Origin of the sequence: Halobacterium sp. DL1 (assembly GCA_000230955.3) — an archaeon.
In the GTDB taxonomy this organism is placed as follows: Archaea; Halobacteriota; Halobacteria; order Halobacteriales; family Halobacteriaceae; genus Halobacterium.
Map to the genome: position 1 here is coordinate 961,138 of CP007060.1, position 18,338 is coordinate 979,475.

General features: G+C 66.8%; 17 protein-coding genes. 6 read left to right on the plus strand and 11 right to left on the minus strand.

Features of this window, described 5'->3' with window-relative positions; all coding sequences use genetic code 11:
• The first annotated feature begins 97 nt into the window (after positions 1-97).
• Complete coding sequence (locus tag HALDL1_06430) at positions 98-499, plus strand: glutaredoxin (protein ID AHG03271.1); 402 nt, start codon at positions 98-100, stop codon at positions 497-499.
• Positions 500-681: 182 nt separating this feature from the next.
• On the opposite strand, the gene HALDL1_06435 is transcribed toward HALDL1_06430, so the two are convergent.
• The 5 genes from HALDL1_06435 to HALDL1_06455 are packed head-to-tail and all read right to left on the minus strand — an operon-like array spanning position 682 to position 5,877.
• Positions 682-1,362 carry a transcriptional regulator gene (locus tag HALDL1_06435; protein AHG03272.1) on the minus strand — a complete coding sequence of 227 codons (681 nt, stop codon included), beginning with the start codon at positions 1,360-1,362 and terminating at the stop codon, positions 682-684.
• Positions 1,363-1,367: 5 nt separating this feature from the next.
• A complete protein-coding gene (locus tag HALDL1_06440; protein ID AHG03273.1) occupies positions 1,368-2,249 on the minus strand; it encodes a phosphate ABC transporter ATP-binding protein in 882 nt (293 codons plus the stop codon).
• A 7-nt stretch (positions 2,250-2,256) separates the two neighbouring features.
• Positions 2,257-3,912, minus strand: a complete 1,656-nt coding sequence (locus HALDL1_06445) for a phosphate ABC transporter permease (protein ID AHG03274.1) — start codon at positions 3,910-3,912, stop codon at positions 2,257-2,259.
• 1 nt (position 3,913) lies between these two features.
• On the minus strand, positions 3,914-4,873 hold the full coding sequence (locus HALDL1_06450) for a phosphate ABC transporter permease (GenBank protein AHG03275.1): 960 nt from the start codon (positions 4,871-4,873) through the stop codon (positions 3,914-3,916).
• A complete protein-coding gene (locus HALDL1_06455) occupies positions 4,870-5,877 on the minus strand; it encodes a phosphate ABC transporter substrate-binding protein (GenBank protein AHG03276.1) in 1,008 nt (335 codons plus the stop codon). The genes HALDL1_06450 and HALDL1_06455 overlap by 4 nt, the downstream gene beginning before the upstream one ends.
• A gap of 224 nt (positions 5,878-6,101) precedes the next feature.
• Between HALDL1_06455 and HALDL1_06460 the strand changes: the two genes are divergently transcribed.
• From HALDL1_06460 to HALDL1_06470, 3 genes are all read left to right on the plus strand, one after another.
• A complete protein-coding gene (locus HALDL1_06460; GenBank protein ID AHG03277.1) occupies positions 6,102-7,106 on the plus strand; it encodes a histidine kinase in 1,005 nt (334 codons plus the stop codon).
• Between the two features lie 58 nt (positions 7,107-7,164).
• Complete coding sequence (locus HALDL1_06465; protein ID AHG03278.1) at positions 7,165-8,136, plus strand: nodulation protein; 972 nt, start codon at positions 7,165-7,167, stop codon at positions 8,134-8,136.
• A gap of 319 nt (positions 8,137-8,455) precedes the next feature.
• Positions 8,456-9,766, plus strand: coding sequence for an aspartyl-tRNA synthetase (locus HALDL1_06470; protein AHG03279.1), 1,311 nt, complete (start codon positions 8,456-8,458; stop codon positions 9,764-9,766).
• 117 nt (positions 9,767-9,883) lie between these two features.
• Here HALDL1_06470 and HALDL1_06475 read toward each other — a convergent pair whose 3' ends face one another.
• From HALDL1_06475 to HALDL1_06500, 6 genes are all read right to left on the minus strand, one after another.
• Positions 9,884-10,711, minus strand: a complete 828-nt coding sequence (locus tag HALDL1_06475; GenBank protein AHG03280.1) for an aldehyde oxidoreductase — start codon at positions 10,709-10,711, stop codon at positions 9,884-9,886.
• Between the two features lie 73 nt (positions 10,712-10,784).
• Entirely contained in the window at positions 10,785-12,017 is a 1,233-nt protein-coding gene (locus tag HALDL1_06480; GenBank protein ID AHG03281.1) for an FAD dependent oxidoreductase, read from the minus strand.
• Positions 12,018-12,260: 243 nt separating this feature from the next.
• A complete protein-coding gene (locus HALDL1_06485) occupies positions 12,261-13,334 on the minus strand; it encodes a succinylglutamate desuccinylase/aspartoacylase (GenBank protein ID AHG03282.1) in 1,074 nt (357 codons plus the stop codon).
• Between the two features lie 59 nt (positions 13,335-13,393).
• Complete coding sequence (locus tag HALDL1_06490; protein ID AHG05209.1) at positions 13,394-14,032, minus strand: hypothetical protein; 639 nt, start codon at positions 14,030-14,032, stop codon at positions 13,394-13,396.
• 174 nt (positions 14,033-14,206) lie between these two features.
• The gene (locus HALDL1_06495) at positions 14,207-15,076 is read right to left on the minus strand and encodes a 2-oxoacid ferredoxin oxidoreductase subunit beta (GenBank protein AHG03283.1); all 870 of its coding nucleotides are present in this window, start codon (positions 15,074-15,076) and stop codon (positions 14,207-14,209) included.
• Positions 15,073-16,818, minus strand: coding sequence for an oxoglutarate--ferredoxin oxidoreductase (locus tag HALDL1_06500; GenBank protein ID AHG03284.1), 1,746 nt, complete (start codon positions 16,816-16,818; stop codon positions 15,073-15,075). Before HALDL1_06500 ends, HALDL1_06495 begins: the two co-directional genes overlap by 4 nt.
• Positions 16,819-17,079: 261 nt before the next feature.
• On the opposite strand from HALDL1_06500, the gene HALDL1_06505 reads away from it, so the two are divergent.
• Together HALDL1_06505 and HALDL1_06510 are read left to right on the plus strand one after the other, a co-directional pair.
• Positions 17,080-17,721, plus strand: coding sequence for an oxidoreductase (locus tag HALDL1_06505; GenBank protein AHG03285.1), 642 nt, complete (start codon positions 17,080-17,082; stop codon positions 17,719-17,721).
• Positions 17,722-17,761: 40 nt separating this feature from the next.
• Complete coding sequence (locus tag HALDL1_06510) at positions 17,762-18,337, plus strand: ADP-ribose pyrophosphatase (protein ID AHG03286.1); 576 nt, start codon at positions 17,762-17,764, stop codon at positions 18,335-18,337.
• Position 18,338: the final 1 nt, after the last annotated feature.

Here is an 18,338-nt window from a genome sequence, read left to right on the forward strand (position 1 = left end):
TGTGGGAGCATTCTGGCTGGTCGAGCGGCGCCACGCCGGGACTGTGGCCTGAGGCAGACGGCGCAAGGCCTTTCTCCGCGGTCGCGCTACGTTGGGTATGGCTTTCGACCCAATGGACTCCTCGATGGACCAGGAGGCGGTCGACGAGATCGTCGACACCGCGATCGAGAACAACGAGGTCGTCCTCTTCATGAAGGGCGACGAGCGGATGCCTCAGTGTGGCTTCTCGGAGCGCGCAATCGGACTGATTTCTCAGTACCGCCCGGACGTGCACACGGTGGACGCGCTCCAGAGCCTCGACGAGTTCCGCGTCGCCCTCGAGGAGCACAGCGGCTGGGAGACCATCCCACAGACGTACGTCGACGGCGAGTTCGTCGGCGGCAGCGACATCCTCGCGGAACTCGAGGAGCGCGACGAACTCGGCGACGAACTCAAAGAGGAGAACGCTGACGCCGTCGAGGACGAGAGCGTCGACGACGAGATTCAGTCGCCGTTCTAGATCTCCATTCAATCGCAGAGCATTCGGCGGCCGTAGGCCGCCGATTCGCCGCGCGAACGAGCGAAGCGAGTGAGCGCGGGACGTTTTTAGCGTAGATTTTTGCGAGACGGGTTCCCGCAGCGAGCAGCGTAGCTGCGAGCGAGGAAACCCGTCGAAGTAAAAAGGTCCTGGAGAAAGGTACGTTAGTAGATCAGTTGGTCGTCCTTCTCGACCATGTAGACGGTGCGGGCGCAGATGTTGACGGCGTGGTCGCCGACGCGTTCCAGGTCGCGGATGGTGAGCAGGAGCCGCGAGACGTCCTGCATGAGCGCCTCGACCTCGGCCTCCTCGGTCTCGTCGTCGATCTCCGTCTCGATGAGGTCCCGCATCACGGTGTTGGAGGCGTCACGGCAGCGGTCGTCGAGGTCGTCGTCGCTGGCCGCGATGGCGTAGCAGGCGTCGATGTCCTCGGTGGCGTACGCCTCCATCGCGTCCTCGACCATCTGGACGGTGGTGTTGCCGATGGCCTGGATGTCGACCTCCGGGAACATGTCCCGTCTCGCGTCGAGGGTGTGTTCGGCGAGGTTCACCGCGAGGTCGCCGATGCGTTCGAGGTCAGTGATGATCTTGAACGAGGAGGCGATGAGCCGGAGGTCGCCCGCGACCGGCTGCTGGAGCGCGAGCAGGTCGATGCACTCCTCCTCGAGGTCGAGGTAGAGCTGGTTCACCTCGTCGTCGCCGTCGATGACCTCCCACGCGCTGTCGGTGTCCTTCTGCTCCATCGCCTCGAGCCCGAGGCGGAGGCGGTCCGTGACCACCTCGCTCATGTAGAGGACGTCGCTCTGGAGGGCCTCCAGTTTCTCCTGGTAGCTGTCTCTGGCCATACGTATTACCCGAACTTGCCGGTAATGTAATCTTCGACGCGCTGGCTGTCCGGGTTCTCGAATATCTGGTCTGTGTTCCCGAACTCGACGAGCTCGCCGCCCGTGAGGAAGACCGCGGTCTTGTCGGAGATGCGGGCGGCCTGCTGCATATTGTGGGTGACGATGACGACGGTGTAGTCCTCGGCGAGCTCCTCGATAAGGTCCTCGACCTGGCTCGTCGCCACGGGGTCGAGGGCGGAGGCGGGCTCGTCCATCAGCAGGACCTCGGGGTCGGGAGCGATGGCCCGCGCGATACAGAGCCGCTGTTGCTGACCGCCGGATAGCTCCAGACCGGAGCTGTCGAGCTGGTGGCTGACCTCGTCCCAGAGCGCCGCCCGCTTGAGTGACTCCTCGACGATCTCGTCGTGGTCACCTTCGACGTTCTGGATCTCCAGCCCGTAGGCGACATTGTCGTAGATGCTCTTCGGGAATGGGTTCGGCTCCTGGAACACCATGCCGACGCGCCGCCGCAGCGCCACGGGGTCGACGTCGTCGTCGTAGACGTTCTTCCCGCGGAGCGAGAGTTCGCCAGTCACGCGGCAGGCGGCGATGCGGTCGTTCATGCGATTGATGCATCGGAGGAACGTCGACTTCCCGCAGCCAGAGGGGCCGATGATGGCGGTCACGCGATTCTCGGGAATGTCGATGTCGATGCTGTCGAGGGCCTGTTCCTCGCCGTAGAAGACGTCGAGGTCGCGCGACCGGATGATGGGGTCCGGGGTCGTGGTCGAGTCGTGGCCGTCGGTCGCGCTGGCGACGTCCGTCTCGATGACCATGTTGTCGTTTGTAGGGTCGGCGGTCGTCCCGCCGTCCGGTTCGGCTGTCGTCTCTGTCGTGTTCTCTGTCATTGTGTACTCACTCTCCGGTCTGGTACTTGTTTCTGAGGACGATGGCGACGGAGTTCATCGCGAGCAGGATGACGACCAGCACCACGACGCCGGCCGGCACGACCTTCTGGTAGAACTCCTCGCCCGCGTAGAGGCTGGACCACGCGTACACCTGGAGGGGCATCGCGCTGGCGGCCTCGCCGAGTGCTGTGGGCGCCGCGAACTTCACGTTCGGTGCACCGATCATGATGAGCGGTGCGGTCTCCCCGATGGCGCGGCCGAGCGCGAGAATTGTTCCGGTGAGGATGCCCGAGAACGACCGCGGTAGCACGACGTTCTTGACGGTCTGCCAGCGGGTCGCGCCCATGCCGTAGGAGGCGTTCCGGACGTCCTGGGGGACCGAGCGGATGGCCTCCCGCGCCGAAATGATGACGATGGGGAGGATGAGCAGCCCGAGGGTGGCGCCGCCGACGAGGATGGTGCCGGCCGAGCGCCCGAGGTAGGTGACGAAGATGCCGAGCCCGAGCAGCCCGTAGACGACCGACGGTACGCCGGCGAGGTTCGAGATGTTGACGTCGACGACGCGCTTGAATCGGTTTTCCGGGGCGTACTCTTCGAGGTAGACGGCGGCGCCGACGCCGACCGGGAACGCGAGGACGGCGACGGCGAGCATCAGCATGATCGACCCGGCGATGGCGGGGTAGAAGCCCGCCTGCTCCGCGAAGCGACTGTGCGGGCTGGTGAGGAACGCCCACGTGACCCAGGAGTCGGGGCCGGCGAAGCCGAGCGCGTCGGTGGCGAGCACGCCGACACCGGTGCCCGCGATGACGACCGCGGGCAACAGGAGGCCGAGTCGTTCGTGTTCGCGGTTCACTCCGACGCCCGCAGCGTAGACTGCTGGCGGCGCGATGCCGACGGCCGCAACGACGGTCGCGGGCATCGAGTCGACGCCGAGCAGCGGGCCGACGAGCGCCCCGAGTGCGATGCCGACGAGCACGGCGGCGGCGACGGTCGCCTCCGTCTGGCGCCCTCGGTCGGCGGCGACGAACCGGCTCCCCGCCAGGGCCACCGGCCCGCCGACGACCAGCGTCACAGCGAGCCACGGGTCGGGGGCGTACGGCGCGTACAGCACGACGTCGACGAGGCTCGGCACGACCAACGGCAGGTCGAGCAGGCTCCCGATTGGGCCGGGCAGCCCGAACAGCGAGACGTAGAAGGCCGCTGTGGTGGTCGCGAACTGCACCGTGAACGACAGTGCGCGGTCGCGGCTGACGACAGCGACGACGACGGCCATCGGTGCGAGTACCGCGACGGCCACCGCGAACAGCTCCAGCGGGGCGACGACGTCCACGAGCAGCAACGCGGCGCCACCGCTGAACAGCAGGGAGACGACGAGCAAGCCGACCGCGAGCGCGCCAGTCTGCAGCGCTTCCACGTTCGCTCGGTAGAGGTACGCGCCGACTGCGAGCGCTGGTGCGAGCAGCGTCGCCAGGTACGTCAGGTGCCAGCCGGTGTCGGCGGTCAGCGGCTGGAAGGCGTCGTTGGCGACGTAGACGAGCAGGATCGTCATCACCACCAGCCCGAAGAGGGTGGCGGCGAGCAGCAGGTATCGGAACACGGTCCCAGCGGTGCGGCTCACGCGACCGAAGCCGCCAGCGGCCGTGGAGTCGTTCTGTGTCGCCATCTCAGTACTCCTCCCGGTAGTGTTGTGCGACGAGGTCGCTGACGATGTTCATGACGAGTGTGATGACGAACAGCGTGAACCCGATGGCGAACACGCTCCGGTAGGCGATGCCGCCCCCGGTGATGTCGCCGCCGACGAGTTCGACCATCGCGGCGGTCATCGGCTGGGCGGCCTCCGTGTAGGAGCCTGGATTGAACGGGTTCAGGAACTTCGCCTGCGAGCCGGCGGCGATGGTGACAGCCATCGTCTCGCCGATGGCTCGCGAGAGCGCGAGGATGAACGACGAGAAGATGCCCGAAAGCGACGCCGGGACGACGATGCCGGTCGACACCTCGAACTTCGTCGCGCCCATCCCGTAGCCAGCCTGCCGGAGTTCTTCGGGCACGGCGGACATCGCGTCCTCGCTGATGGACGCGACCATCGGGATGATCATGATGCCGACGACGATGCACGCCGACAGCATGTTGAACGTCCCCAGGCCGGGGACGAACGGCTGGAGCGCGGGCGTGATGTAGATGATGGCGAAGAAGCCGTAGACGACCGTCGGGATACCGGCCAGAATCTCGAGGCCGGGCTTGAGCAACGAGCGCAGCCGAGGGCTCGCGTACTCGCTGAGGTAGATGGCGGTGCCGACGCCCAGCGGCAGGGCGATGAGCGACGAACCAATCATCACCATCAGCGTCGACGTGACGAGGGCGAGTACGCCGAACTTGCCGCTCGTGACTTCCCAGGTCGTCCCAGTGAGGAACTCAACGACGGTCGCCGTCTCGCCGGTAACGCCGACGAGGGCTGCCGAGAAGCTGAAGAACTTCGCGGCCTCTCCAGTCAGCAGGACCACCAGGCCGATGGTCGTCGCGATGGAGAGCGCCGCGCACGCGAAGAAGAACGACCGTGAGAGGAGCTCCGGGGGCGCGTTCTGCGTGCGACGGGTGAGTGCGTCCTCGAGGTCGTCGGCGCTCATTGCTGTGCCTCCACGATCGCCGCTTCGAGTGTCTCCATCTGTTCCTGTTTGGTCTCCTGGTCGAGGGGGACGTAGCCGATTTCGTCGGCGATGATGTCCCCGTTCGTCGTGTTCTCAATCCAGAACCGCGCGAACTCCGCGACGTGCTCTTCGGCGAGCGCGGACAGCTTCGGGTACGTGAACAGCGGCCGGGTGAGCGGCGAGTACTCGCCACTCCGGGCGTTCGCCAGGGACGGTTCGACGGGCTCACCGTCGCCGTCGTCGACGGGAACTCCACGGACCACGTCCGTGTTCTCGGAGTAGTAGGCGTACCCGAGATACCCCATCGCGAACTCGGAGCCTTCGACGCCCTGCAGGATGGTGCGGTCCTGCTCGGTGCCGGAGTAGTCCTGGCGGTGGCTCAGCTTCTCGTCGCCGCTGTGGAGGATGGCCTCGATGAAGTAGTCGTAGGTCCCGGAGGCGTCCGACGGGCCGAACAGTTCGATGTCCTCGTCGGGCCAGTCGTCGTTGACTTCGTTCCACGTCTCGGGGCTCTCCTCTTCGGACCAGATGGTCGCGAGCTCCTCGACGGTCACGCGGTCGATCCAGTCGGCGTTGTCGTTGACGATGACGGTGAGCGCGTCGGTCGCGACGACGAGCTCGACGGGCTCGACACCGTTGGCGGCACACTGGTTCTGTTCCGGCTCGCGGATGGGTCGCGAGGCGTTGTTGAAATCCGTCCGACCGGGACAGAAGTGGTTCGCGAACCCGCCGCCGCTCCCGGTCGACTGCAGGTTGAACCCGACGTCTTTGTGGTTCTTTCCGAATATCTCGGCGAACGCGGTCGCGATGGGGAACACAGTCGAGCTACCGGCGATGTCGACGGTCCCCGAGAGGCCGGTCGATGCGTCGTTGTCTGGATACGTGTTCCGAGAGCAGCCTGCGAGCGCCGTTGCACCGAGGGCCCCGGCGCCGGCGAGGACCTGGCGGCGCGTGCGCACGCGCTCCCGGTCGTTTCCATCCATCGGTGGAATCTGGGGAAGCGACGAATAAGTACCCTACTATGATGGCTATAATGGCGTATCTATGTACGGAGTAACACGGGCATCCTACTGCCGAACTTATTCTGTAGGGCGCTCCTAAGCGCGGAAGAGGGCTCTCTGGTTCCGGTATCGGGGTATGGGTAACGCCGGCTGGAAAATATATATGCTTGAATGGATTTATATGGGGTGGGTCCAAACGCCCGGACATGGAACGCAGGAAGGTCCAGGTCACGGGCGGGTCGACGTTCACAGTGTCCATCCCGAAAGACTGGGCCCGGGACCACGACGTCGAGGCCGGTGACGAGGTGGGCTTCCACCCGGACAGCGGGTCGCTGCTACTGACACCGGTCACGTCCGGGGACGAGGACGAGGGCACCCTCGACATCTCCGGGATGGAGGGCGACGAACTCATGCGCGCGGTCATGACGATGTACGTCAGCGGCTTTGACGTGCTCGTTCTCGAGGCCGACCGCATCGACGCCGACCAGCGCCGTGTCATCCGGAACGCCACCCAGGGCCTCGTCGGCCTCGAGGTGCTCGAGGAGACGAGCAACCGCGTCGTCATCCAGGACCTGCTGGACTCCTCGGAGCTCTCGATCCACAACGCCGTCAGGCGGATGCACCTCATCTCGGTCTCGATGCTCGGGGACGCCCTGCAGGCGCTCGGCGACCGCGACCCCGACATCGCACAGGACGTGATGGAGCGCGACGACGACGTCGACCGCCTCTGGTACGTAGTCTCCCGCATCTACCGCGGGGCGCTGCGCTCACCGACGGTCGCCCAGGAGATCGGCGTCTCCCGGGAGACGGCCTTCGACTACCACTCCAGCGCGCGACAGCTCGAGCGCGTCGCCGACCACGCCGCGAAGATCAGTCGCGTCACCCAGGACCTTGACGCCGAAGTCCCAGAGGCCGTGATGGACGCACTCCACGACCTCGAGGCCGACGCCACCGACATCATCCAGACCGCGATGGACGCGCTGTTCGCCGACGACCCAGAGACGGCCACCCAGCTCGCCAACCAGGCGCGAGCGGAGGTCCGGGAGATCGACGAACAGACCCGGGCCGTCGACGACCTTCTGCACGACCTCGACGCCCGCCAGGCCCAGCACCTCGGTCTCGTCGTCGACTCCCTCTCCCGGAGCGCGGACTACGGCGGCAACATCGCCGAAACCGCACTTCAGAAGGCGGCTCCTACCCCCGGTCCGTAGCGAGGTTAGACGCGCCGAGAACCAAGGGCCTATACGGAGCGGCGTTGACACCGCTGGTATGGGCGAGGCATTCCCAGAGTACCTCGACGTCGACTACAGTGACGGCGAAGGCGAATCCTCAGAGGACTACCCGACGCTCCAGGACAAGATAGAGAAGGGCATCGAGGTCACCCGCAGGGGCCTCGAGCAGTACGAGAACCCCGCCATCATGTGGACCGGCGGGAAGGACTCCACGCTCACGCTGTACCTCGTCAAGGAGGTCGCCGAGCAGTTCGACCTCGAGGTACCGCCAGCCATCTTCATCGACCACTTCCAGCACTTCGACGAACTCCACGGCTTCGTCGACAAGTGGGCCGACGAGTGGGACTTAGAGGTCATCTACGCGCAGAACACCGACGTCGGGGACTACGTCGACGCCAACGGGCTCACCCCCGGCGACGACATCCCCATCGACGAACTGAACGACCAGAACCAGCACCACGTCCGGGACCTCCTCGAGTACGAGGAGGACAGCTTCCCGTTCCTGCTGGACACCTACGTCGGCAACCACCTCCTGAAGACCGTCGCGCTCAACAACGCCCTCGAGGAGTACGACGTCGACGGCATCCTCAGCGGTATTCGCTGGGACGAACAGGAGGCCCGCGCGGACGAGACGTTCTTCAGCCCGCGCCACGACCCCGACGTCTACCCGCCCCACGACCGCATCCAGCCCATCCTCCAGTTCGACGAGGCCGCGGTGTGGGACGCCTTCTGGTACTACGTCGTCCCCGAGACGGTCGAGGGCTACCCGGACGACGGCTACGTCCCCCAGAGCTACGACGACCTGCCGAACGGCCTCACCCACGAGGACATCCCGGTCTCGCCCAAGTACTTCAAGGGCTTCCGCTCGCTCGGCAGCGAGGTGTCGACGGACAAGGCCGCCGAGGAGCCCGCGTGGCTCCAGGACCTCGACAACACCACCGAGCGCGCCGGCCGCGCCCAGGACAAGGAGGACCTGATGGAGCGCCTGCGCGACCTCGGCTACATGTAAGTCGGGCCATTTTGCTGCCGCCGAAAGAGCGCTCCGGGTCACTTCTCGAGGCGTAGCGTCCCGCTGTCACTCGTCTTCAAAACTGCTATAAACCGCAGGTGGTCAGTTGGAGGCAGAGATGGTAGCGGCGACGCGCCTACTCCGGTCGACGTCCCACTCGCAGTGGCGTCGCCTGTCGGCCGGTCGGCGTGTCGCCGTGGTCGCGAATAATGTGCCTGCGTGAGCAGGTGCACCACAAACTTCTATCGTCCGTTCCGACCGGTCGCCCCTCACCAGGGGTCGGTACCGCAGCCGACTGCTCGCAGACACCCACACACCCATGCTCGAACGAACCTACATCGACGACGTATCGCCCGACGACGACGGCAGCGAAACCACCATCGCCGGTCATGTGCACGAACTCCGCGACCTCGGCGGCATCCTCTTCGTGGTCGTCCGCGACCGCACCGGTCTCCTGCAGGTCGTGGTCAAGGAGGACGACACCCCGGAGGTCTTCGAACGCGCCGAGGCGCTGTCCAGCGAAGACATCGTGCAGGTCCGCGGCACGCTCGAGGCGACCGACCAGGCACCCGGGGGCGTCGAACTCGCGCCCGAGGAACTGACCGTGGTCAGCGAGGCCAGCGGCGACCTGTCTATCGAGATCTCGAAGGACGTCGACGCCGACCTCTCGACGCGCCTCGACGAGCGCCACCTCGACGTCCGGAAACCCGAGAGCCGGGCCGTCTTCTCGCTGCGCTCGAAAGCGATGGGCGCGATGCGGTCGTGGTTCTACGACAACGAGTTCGAGGAGGTCGACACGCCGGAACTGTCGACCGCCGGCGCGGAGGGCGGCGCAGACCTCTTCCCGGTCGTCTACTACGACCAGGAGGCGTACCTCTCCCAGAGCCCGCAACTGTACAAGCAGATTCTCGTCGCCTCGGGCTTCGACCGCCTCTTCGAGGTCGGGCACGCGTTCCGCGCGGAGGACTTCGGCACCTCCCGGCACGTCTCCGAGATCGCGATGTTCGACGTCGAACTCGGCTACGTCGAGGACCACCACGACGTGATGGACGTCCAGGAGGAGTCCCTGCGGCACACCATCGAGGCCGTCGTGGAACGCGCGGGCCGCGAACTCGACGTCCTCGACGCCGACCTGGCGGTCCCCGAGGAGGACTTCCCGCGGGTCACCTTCGAGGAGGCCCGTGAGATTCTCCGCGAGGAGTACGACCACGTTCCCGAGGACGACACCGACCTCGACACGAAGGGCGAGCGCCTGCTCGGCGAGTACTTCGAGGAGCGCGGCCACCCCGCCGTCTTCGTCGTCGGCTACCCCGACGAGAAGTTCTACTACATGCAGGGCGTCCCCGGCGACGACGTCGCCTCCCGGAAGTTCGACCTGCTGTACCGCGGGCAGGAACTCTCCTCGGGCGGCCAGCGTGAACACGACGTCGACCGCCTCCGGGAGACGATGACCGCGCAGGGCGTCGACCCGGAGAACTTCGAATTCTACCTCGACGCGTTCCGGTACGGCGTCCCGCCCCACGGGGGGTACGGCCTGGGTATCGACCGCCTCATCCAGCAGCTCGCCGGCGTCGACAACGTCAAGGAGGCGATCTTGTTCCCGCGGGACCCCGACCGTCTCGAACCCTGAGCACGACACCGGGTTCACCCGGAGTCCGGTCACCCGGAGTCCTCCATCGCGTCGACGAAATTGCAACTGTTGGACGTGGCCTCGAAGACGGGAGAACCGAGCGAAGCGGCCGCTATCTCAGTTCCAGGGACCGAAGTCCGGGTCGACCTGCCGGTCCCGTCCACTGACGCTGTCGATCTGTTCGACGTCCTCGTCGTCGAGTTCGACGTCGAGGCTGGCGAAGTTGTCCTCGATGTGGTCCCGCCCGGTGGCCTTCGGGATGGCGGTCGCACCCTTCTCGCGGACCCACGCGAGGCTGACCTGGGCCTCGCTCACGCCGTGCTTCTCGGCGACGTCCTGTATCTCGGGGATATCGAACACCTCGCCGCGCGCGAGCGGCGAGTAGGCGACGAGTTCGAGGTCCTCGTTCGCGGCGTACGCCTGGAGGTCCTCCTGGGGGAGCAGCGGGTGGAACTCCACCTGGTTCGCGAACGGCAGTTCGCCGAGCACGTCGCGGGCCTCGTCGAGGTGACGTGGCTCGAAGTTGCTCACGCCGATGCGCTCGATGGCCCCCTCGTCGCGGAGCTCCGCGAACGCCGACAGCGTCTCCTCGGGGTCGTACTCGTTGGCCGGCCAGTGAACGTACAGCAGGTCGAGATAGTCCGTGCGGAGGCGGTCGAGGCTCTCCTCGGTCGTCTCGAGGACGTCGTCGTGCGCGAGGTTGCTGGTCCACACTTTCGTCGCGAGGAAGACGTCCTCGCGGTCGACGTCAGCCTCCGCGATGCCGCGGCCGACCGCCTCCTCGTTGCGGTAGGCCTGGGCGGTGTCGACGTGCCGGTAGCCGTGGTCGAGTGCGGTGCGCACGCTCTCTGCGCACTGGTCGTGGTCCTCGTTCTGCCAGGTGCCGATGCCGAGGGTGGGTATCCCGTTCGATAGCGGTGCGCGTCGCTCCGAGTCCTGTGACATGGTCGGGGAAAGGAGAGGCGCGCGGTTAGGAATTGGGGCTCCGGCGAGACCCCACCTGGGCGCGAACCCGGGGCTACTCGGCGAGGCGCTGTTTCGCGAACCGCGCGAGCAGCGGCAGGTCGCTCAGGTGGAACAGCTTCGTGAGCGAGCGCCAGCCGCCCTCGTTGGCCTGGCTCAGCGTCTCCATCTCGGCGTCGTTGAGGTCCCGCATCAGCGTGTCGTAGCGCTCGTTCGGCGCGAGGTAGAGCAGTTGGGTCATCGTCAGCCGGGTACGCATGTCGGGCGCGACGCGGCTGTGCCAGAGCTCGTCGTAGACGGACATCGAGTCCGCGGAGGTGTCCTGCTCGTTGCCCATCAGGCAGCGGTCGGCGGTGATGGCGGCGGCGCGGGCGGACTCCATCCCCTTGTGAATGCCCTCGCCCCACAGCGGGTCGATGGTCGGGACGGTGTCACCGATGGCCATGAAGTTGTCCGTGCTGAGGTTGCTGGGCATCTGGATGTGGGCCGACCCGCGGTGCTGCTTGCCCTCGAGTTTCTCGGCGTTCTCGAAGCGGGGGTCCGACTCCAGCCAGTAGCCGAGGTAGTCGTCGATGCCCATCCCCGAGTTCCCGAAGCGCTGGTAGCTCTCGTTCTGGATGTAACAGAGGCCGACTTTCGCGGTGTCCTCGCCCGTGTGGAAGATCCATGAGTAGCCGCCGGGCGCGAGGTCGTGGTCGAGGCGCAGCATCATCGCGTCGCTGAGGTCTGCGTAGTCCTCGTGGTCGACGTCGACACCCTCCATCTCCCACTCCACGCCGATGGCCTGGTGCTTGCGCTTGAGGTCGCAGACGCCGAGTTTCTTCGCGAGCGGGGCCGCCGGCCCGGTGGCGTCGACGACGATGTCGGCGTACAGTTCCTCGGAGCCCGCGTACTTCACGCCCACAATCTCCCCATCCTCCACGATGGGGTTGTTCACGCGCGAGTCGAAGCGGTACTCCGCGCCCTCATCGCGGCCGTCGGCCACGAGGTAGCGCTTGAAGTCAGCGAACTCCAGGACCGCACCAGGCTGGTGCTGGACGAAGTGCTCGTTGGGGGATTCGAGGATCACGTCGTCGGTGTAATGCATCACCACGTCGTCCGGAATCCCGAACGCGCCGGTCATCGACGCGAACGTTCCCGCGGTCGACTTGTTCGACTGCCGGGGGAACCCGTCCTCGGACTCGGTCTCGAGGACCACGACGTCGTAGTCCCGTCGGGCGAGGTCTCTCGCGCACTGTGCTCCTGCCGGGCCGGCGCCGGCGACGACGACGTCGTAATGCTCAGACATAGGAGAACTCCTCGGAGGGGTCGCTCGTGTGGCGGCCACGCCCGTCGCGCTCGGACCGGCGGCCCGACCGGTGGGTGGCCGGACCGGAGGTCGCGGGCCGACGGAGACGGCGGCTGGCTGCGTCCCTGGCCATGGTTACGCAAACTAATTCAGGTCAACGATAAAAAACACGCGGGAACGTTCCTGACGCCCGCGAGAGGGCGCAATTCCCGCGGCGCCGACTCGACGACGCGCCGACCGCGGTCACTCCGCTTCTGTCCCGTCGCCCATCCACCGCAGACCGAGGGAGCGGTAGCCGTCGAACTCGCCGCGTTCGATCTCCCGCTCTATCTCGGCGTGGGTCTCGGCGTCGATGCGTGCGAGGTGACAGAGCGGGTGCCCCGGCAGCGCCACAGGGTTCTCGAGGACCCCGACGAGAATCCCCGTGAACGGCGCTGTGACGACGTGTTCCTCGCTGCTGAAGTGGTCGCTGATTGTGCAGATGGTCTCGCCCTCGTGGACGAGGGGCGCCGGCCCCCACTGCATCTCCACGAGGCCACCCGTGTCAGCTCTGAGCCACCGCTTCTCTTGGTCGCCGCCGAGAATCTTCTGCCAGTGGGGGTCCGCGCGCTCGCCGCCGGGACGGACCCCGTACTCCGTTAGCACGCTCTCGACGCCGGTCTTCGCCTTCTCGATGAGCGGCCGCTGGAACCGGTGGGCCTTCCCCATCTCGACGGTGACCGTCGGGATGCCGTCCCCGGTCGCGACGCCGCGAAGCGACCCGCCGTCGCCCGCGCCGTCCAGAATCACGTTCGCGCCGAACGCCTCGGCCAGGCGCTCGACCTCGGGGTTCGACATGTCCGCGCGCACGTGGTACATCGTCGTCCGGTTCCGCGTCGACGTGTGGAGGTCGATGCCGAGGTCTGCCTGGCTGACGAACCGGCGGTAGACCTCGTGGGCCATCCGTTCGGCGGTGTTCGAGCGCTCCCGGCCGGGAAACGACCGGTTGAGGTCCTGGTCGTAGATGGGGATGTCGCGCTGCTGGGCGAGGTAGCCGGGGACGTTGACCACGTGCAGGCAGACCAGCGTCCCGTGGAGGTCGCCCGGTTCGTAGCGGTCGGCGACCTCCTGGAGCACCTTCACGCCGTTCAGTTCGTCCCCGTGGACGCCAGCCGAGAGGAACACCGTGGGGCCGCCAGCGTCCCCGTTGACGACGGTCACTGGCATCTCCACGGGGTCGCCGAGGTACGTCTCCCCGATCTCGTAGCGGATGTGGCGTTTCTCCCCGGGGTCGACCTCGGCGTCGTACCGGAACGGCTCCGGCAGTGTGTCCGTCATAGCCGTCTCCTCGTGGCCAGTCAGGAAAAGCACGGTGTTCCCCGCGCCGACGCCCCTGGTCAGTGGGCGAGTGGATACCGCGCCACCGTCTCGAATTCCGGGAATCGCTCGTCGCGGTCGACCGCCACCAGGTCGACGTCGGTCACTCGCGTCGACGGCGCCTCAAGTGACCGGTTGCTCTCCAGCCACGCGAGGAGGTCCTCGTACTCATCGCGAGACCGGAACTGCGCGAGCGTGAGGTGCGGAACGTACCCCTCGTCGCGGCCGTGGACCTCGATGCCGTCGATACCACACGCCCGCTCGTTCAGGCCCTCGAACGACCCGCCGTCGTCCACCGACGCGAACACCACGGACGGGAAGAGGTCCAACTGCGGGAACGTCACCTCGAACGCCGACGCGTCCGCGAACGCCGTTCGGCCCGCCGCCGCGACGCGCTCCTCCTCGTGCTCGGAGAGCCGCTGACCGGAGCCGACGTTCCCGGCGATGGTCACCGTCACGTGGAGGTACTGCTCGGGGACGACGGCGAGACAGTCGAACTCCGACAGCGCGTCGAGCGTCGGGCGCAGCGTCTCGCGGACGCTCTCGTCGTCGACGCGCGCGAGGAAGACGAGATGGCGGACGCCGTTCTGGTCGGCGACGTCCGCGTCAGTCGTGGGGTCCACGGACATCTCGTGGCGTTCGTCCCAGTAGGATGTCACCTCTGGAACGACGGGTGGAAGCGGGGTAAACTTTGGTCCGGTGGCGTACGAGGCCAGCATCGGCGCGCGGAGCGCGCCGTTCACTGCGCGAACGAAGTGAGCGCAGGGAGTTTTTAGCGTAGCTTTTTGCAAGTGGGGGTCGCCGAAGGCGACCCTCCGCAGTAAAAAGGTCCGTTAGTAGAACTCGCGGACGAGGTCCGTCGCGCCGTCGGGGGCGCCGTCCGGGATGTCCGCCATGTTCTCGGTGATGCCGTGGGCCTCGTGGTAGGGGACGGAGTCCTCGTTCTGGTAGAGCACGCCCATGTACTCCTTGTCGGCCTCGAGGATGGCGTCCTTCGCCTGGTCGTAGTCAGACGGGTCGTAGTCGTCCTCCTCCGAGAGGTCGACGAGGCTGTCCCGGAAGTAGCCGTACGTGTCCACGTCGTTGAACGTGACACAGGGACTGAAGCAGTTCACCAGGCTGAAGCCGTCGTGCTCGATGGCCTCCTGGACGATCTCGGTGTGGCGCTTCGCGTCCGAGGAGAAGCTCTGGGCGATAAACGAGCCGCCGGCAGCCATCGCGAGCGCGAGCGGGTTGACCGGGGGCTGCTTCGGGCCCTCGGGGGTGGTCGCCGTCTCGAAGTCCGACCGGCTGGTCGGGGACGCCTGGCCCTTGGTGAGGCCGTAGATGCGGTTGTCCATCACGACGTACGTGATGTCGACGTTCCGGCGGACGGCGTGGACGAAGTGGCCCGCGCCGATGGAGTAACCGTCGCCGTCGCCGCCCGCGACCATCACTTCGAGGTCGGGGTTAGCGAGTTTGACGCCGGTGCCGACCGGGAGCGCGCGGCCGTGGACGCCGTGGAGGGCGTACGACCGCATGTACGTCCCGATCTTGCCCGAACAACCGATGCCCGCGACGACGAACGTGTCGTCGGGCGAGTTGCCGGTCTGGGCGAGTGCTTTCATCATCCCGTTCATGGTGCCGAAGTCGCCACAGCCGGGACACCACGTGGGCTGCTTGTCGGACTTGAAGTCGGTGAATCGGACGTTCTCTGAGCTCATGCTAGGGTCTCCTTGATCTCGGCGGCGAGTTCGTCGGCCTTGAAGTCGACGCCGTCGTACTTGTTGATGCGCTCGACCCGCTCGAGGACGTCGTGTTCGACGACGTCGGCGAACTGGCCGGTCGCGTTCGCTTCGACGACGACGACCGTCTCCGCAGCCTGGACCTCGTCGCTGAGGTCGGGGCGGGGGAAGATGTACGGCACCGAGATGACGCGGACGTCCACGCCGTCGGCGTCGAGGTAGTCGAGGGCCTCGACGAGCGTCCCCTCGTTGGACCCCCACGAGATGACGAGGCTGTCGGCCTCGCTGTCGCCGAACTCGCGGTAGTCGAAGTTCTCCTGTTCGATCGCGGTGTCGACCTTGCGGTAGCGCTTGTCGACCTGCTCGACGCGGACGTCCGTGTCCTCGGTCCGTCGGCCGAGCTCGTCGTGCTCGAGGCCCGTGGACATGTGGACGCCGCCCTTCGTACCGGGGAGCGCGCGCGGGCTGACGCCGTCGGCCGTGTCGGCGTGGGGCTTGAACTGCTCCTTCTCGTTCTGCCAGGCCGATATCTCGCCCTCATCGACGAGTTTCCCGCGGTCGACCTCGACCGCCTCCATGTCGAACTCGTCGGGTTCGTAGGTGCGCTCGGTAACCGCCATCGAGAGGTCGGCGGTGAGGTAGACCGGTATCTGGTACTTCTCGGCGAGGTTGAACGCCTCGACGGTCTTGTGGAAGCACTCCGCGACGGAGGTGGGCGCGACGACGAAGCGCGGAACCTCGCCGTGGCCGCCCTTCAGCATCATGTTGAGGTCGCCCTGCTCCTGCTTCGTCGGCATCCCCGTGGAGGGACCCGAGCGCATCACGTTCGTGATGACCAGCGGCGTCTCGCTGGTCGCGACGAGGCCGAACGTCTCGGCCATCAGGTCGATGCCCGGGCCCGACGTCGCGGTCATCGCCCGAGCGCCGGCGCGTGCGGCGCCGAGCGCGATGTTGATGGCGGCGAGTTCGTCCTCGGCCTGGACCACGTGACCACCGAACTGGTCGATGCGGCCAGTGAGGTACTCCATCACGTCCGTCGCGGGCGTGATGGGGTAGCCGGCGTAGAACCGGCAGCCGGCGGCGATTGCGCCCATGCCGATGGCCTCGTCGCCGTTCAGCAGGACGTAGTCGTTGTCGGTCGTCTCCAGCGAGTAGCGGGGGCCCTCCGCTGGGAAGTTCTCCTCGACGTACTCGGAGCCGAGGCGGGCGGCCTGCTTGTTGTTCTCGACGATGCTCTCGCCCTTGTCACCGAAGCGCTTCTCCAGGGACTCGTCGAGGTTCTCGATGGGGAAGTCGGCGACGGCGCAGACGGCGCCGAGTGCCACGACGTTCCGCATGATGGCGCCGCCGGCCTCCTCGGCCAGCGACTTCAGCGGGACGTCCAGCCCGGTCACGTCTTCGGGCGCTTCGAAGTCCGAGAACTCCGTTCGTTCCCCGTCGTAGATGATGACGGAGTCCTCGTGGAGTTCGTCGAGGTTCTCGTCGACGGTGCGCTCGGTGAGCGCGATGAGAATGTCGAGGCGGTCGACCACGCTCTGCACCTGGTCGACCGACGTCCGGACCTTGTACGCCGTGTAGCCACCCCGGATACGAGAGGCGAAGTCCTTCGAGGTGAACACGTGCCGGCCGGCGCGCGAGAGCGCCTGAGCGAAGATTTTGCCGGTCGAAGCGATTCCATCGCCGGCTTCGCCGCCGATGGCCCAGTTCAGGTCGTCGTGCATGTGCTAGCGGCTTGCCGCGCCGCGAGCAAAAAGGCTTCTGAAGCCGCATTCCGCGTCCAAACGCCGGACTCAGCGCTCGACTCGTGTTGAATTGGACGAACGTCCAGTTCTTGGCCCAGGGGTGGGCCTATTGGTGTCTCAGGAACTCAGTACCGCCCGACTGTCTACTGCGCACGCCGTGGCGAAACCGGGGTCGCCGACGGACTCGTGACGGTGGGGCCGGAAGCCAATCCATTTGAACCGCGACCGTGAATTCGGTGCATGGACGAGACTGCAGTTGCGGTTCGCGAGGTCCGCGAGGTCGGACCGGACACCGTCGCACTGACGTTCGAGGCGCCGGCGGAGTTCGCGGCCGAACCCGGACAGTTCGTGCGCATCCTCGCGGAGTTCGACGGCGAGGAGGAGGGGCGCTACTACACGCTGTCCTCGCCGACCGTCGAGGGCACGTTCGAGGTCACCGTCGGGGTCGACCCGGAGGGGACGCTCGGACCGTGGCTCGCCGACCGCGAACCGGGAGACGAGGTCCGAATCGAGGGCCCCTACGGCGACGACTACTACGAGGGCGAGAAGTCTGTTGTCCTGCTCGCGGGCGGCCCCGGCGTCGGGCCCGCCATCGGCATCGCGGAACGCGCAATCACCGAAGACGCGGACGTAACGCTCGTCTACCGGGACGACGAACCGGTCCACGAGGAGCGACTCGCCGGCCTCTCCGTCGCGGGCGCTCGCGTCGTCTTCGTCACCGGCGCGCTCTCGGACGCGGTGCAGTCCATCGCCGAGAGTCCCGACGCTGCGCCGTTCGTCTACGGGTTCAGCGACTTCTGCGAGGAGGCCGTCGAGGCCCTCGACGCCGCGGGCTTCGACACCGAGACGGCGAAGGTCGAGAGCTTCGGCCCCGCGCCGTAACCGAAATCGACTTGTCCGGACGCCGACTAGTCGCGTCTCCGTGGCCATCAGCGTTCGCTCCAGGCGCGAGATAGACCGCCGCATCGACGCACTCCGCGAGACGTACGGCGAGTTCCCGGTCCACGAGGAGACGGTCGAGAACGACCCCGGCCTGTTCGAACACGGCACAGCGTTCTTCGAGGCCGGCGGCCGGGGTGGGGCGGGAGCGCGCGTCACCGACGACGAGGGCCGCGTCCTCCTCATCCGCCACCCGCGCGACCCCGGACAGTGGGTGTTGCCGGCGGGCGGACACGAACCCGGCGAGTCGTTCGCGGAGACCGCAGTCCGTGAGGTGTGGGAGGAGACGGGCGTCGACTGCGAACTCACGGGCGTCTGGCAGGTCAAGCGCCGCCGGTTCGTCCACCGCGAGGACCCCGAGCGCCGCGGTTACCTGCTCTCCGTTTTCTTCACCGCAGCGTACGCCGGCGGCGAGGCGGATCGCTACCCGGAGCGCTGGGACGAAGACGCCGACGAGGAGATTCTGGACGTCGAGTGGTTCGACGAACTCCCGGAGAACGCCGCGGGGTACGTCACCGACCCGGACGTTCCGGAGCGAGACGCCGTGAACGACTCCTGAC

Bases quoted from the DNA above. Each gene is read 5' to 3' on its own strand.
- HALDL1_06430 (AHG03271.1), top strand. From the start codon at position 98: ATGGCTTTCGACCCAATGGACTCCTCGATGGACCAGGAGGCGGTCGAC.
- HALDL1_06435 (AHG03272.1), bottom strand. From the start codon at position 1,362: ATGGCCAGAGACAGCTACCAGGAGAAACTGGAGGCCCTCCAGAGCGAC.
- HALDL1_06440 (AHG03273.1), bottom strand. From the start codon at position 2,249: ATGACAGAGAACACGACAGAGACGACAGCCGAACCGGACGGCGGGACG.
- HALDL1_06445 (AHG03274.1), bottom strand. From the start codon at position 3,912: ATGGCGACACAGAACGACTCCACGGCCGCTGGCGGCTTCGGTCGCGTG.
- HALDL1_06450 (AHG03275.1), bottom strand. From the start codon at position 4,873: ATGAGCGCCGACGACCTCGAGGACGCACTCACCCGTCGCACGCAGAAC.
- HALDL1_06455 (AHG03276.1), bottom strand. From the start codon at position 5,877: ATGGATGGAAACGACCGGGAGCGCGTGCGCACGCGCCGCCAGGTCCTC.
- HALDL1_06460 (AHG03277.1), top strand. From the start codon at position 6,102: ATGGAACGCAGGAAGGTCCAGGTCACGGGCGGGTCGACGTTCACAGTG.
- HALDL1_06465 (AHG03278.1), top strand. From the start codon at position 7,165: ATGGGCGAGGCATTCCCAGAGTACCTCGACGTCGACTACAGTGACGGC.
- HALDL1_06470 (AHG03279.1), top strand. From the start codon at position 8,456: ATGCTCGAACGAACCTACATCGACGACGTATCGCCCGACGACGACGGC.
- HALDL1_06475 (AHG03280.1), bottom strand. From the start codon at position 10,711: ATGTCACAGGACTCGGAGCGACGCGCACCGCTATCGAACGGGATACCC.
- HALDL1_06480 (AHG03281.1), bottom strand. From the start codon at position 12,017: ATGTCTGAGCATTACGACGTCGTCGTCGCCGGCGCCGGCCCGGCAGGA.
- HALDL1_06485 (AHG03282.1), bottom strand. From the start codon at position 13,334: ATGACGGACACACTGCCGGAGCCGTTCCGGTACGACGCCGAGGTCGAC.
- HALDL1_06495 (AHG03283.1), bottom strand. From the start codon at position 15,076: ATGAGCTCAGAGAACGTCCGATTCACCGACTTCAAGTCCGACAAGCAG.
- HALDL1_06500 (AHG03284.1), bottom strand. From the start codon at position 16,818: ATGCACGACGACCTGAACTGGGCCATCGGCGGCGAAGCCGGCGATGGA.
- HALDL1_06505 (AHG03285.1), top strand. From the start codon at position 17,080: ATGGACGAGACTGCAGTTGCGGTTCGCGAGGTCCGCGAGGTCGGACCG.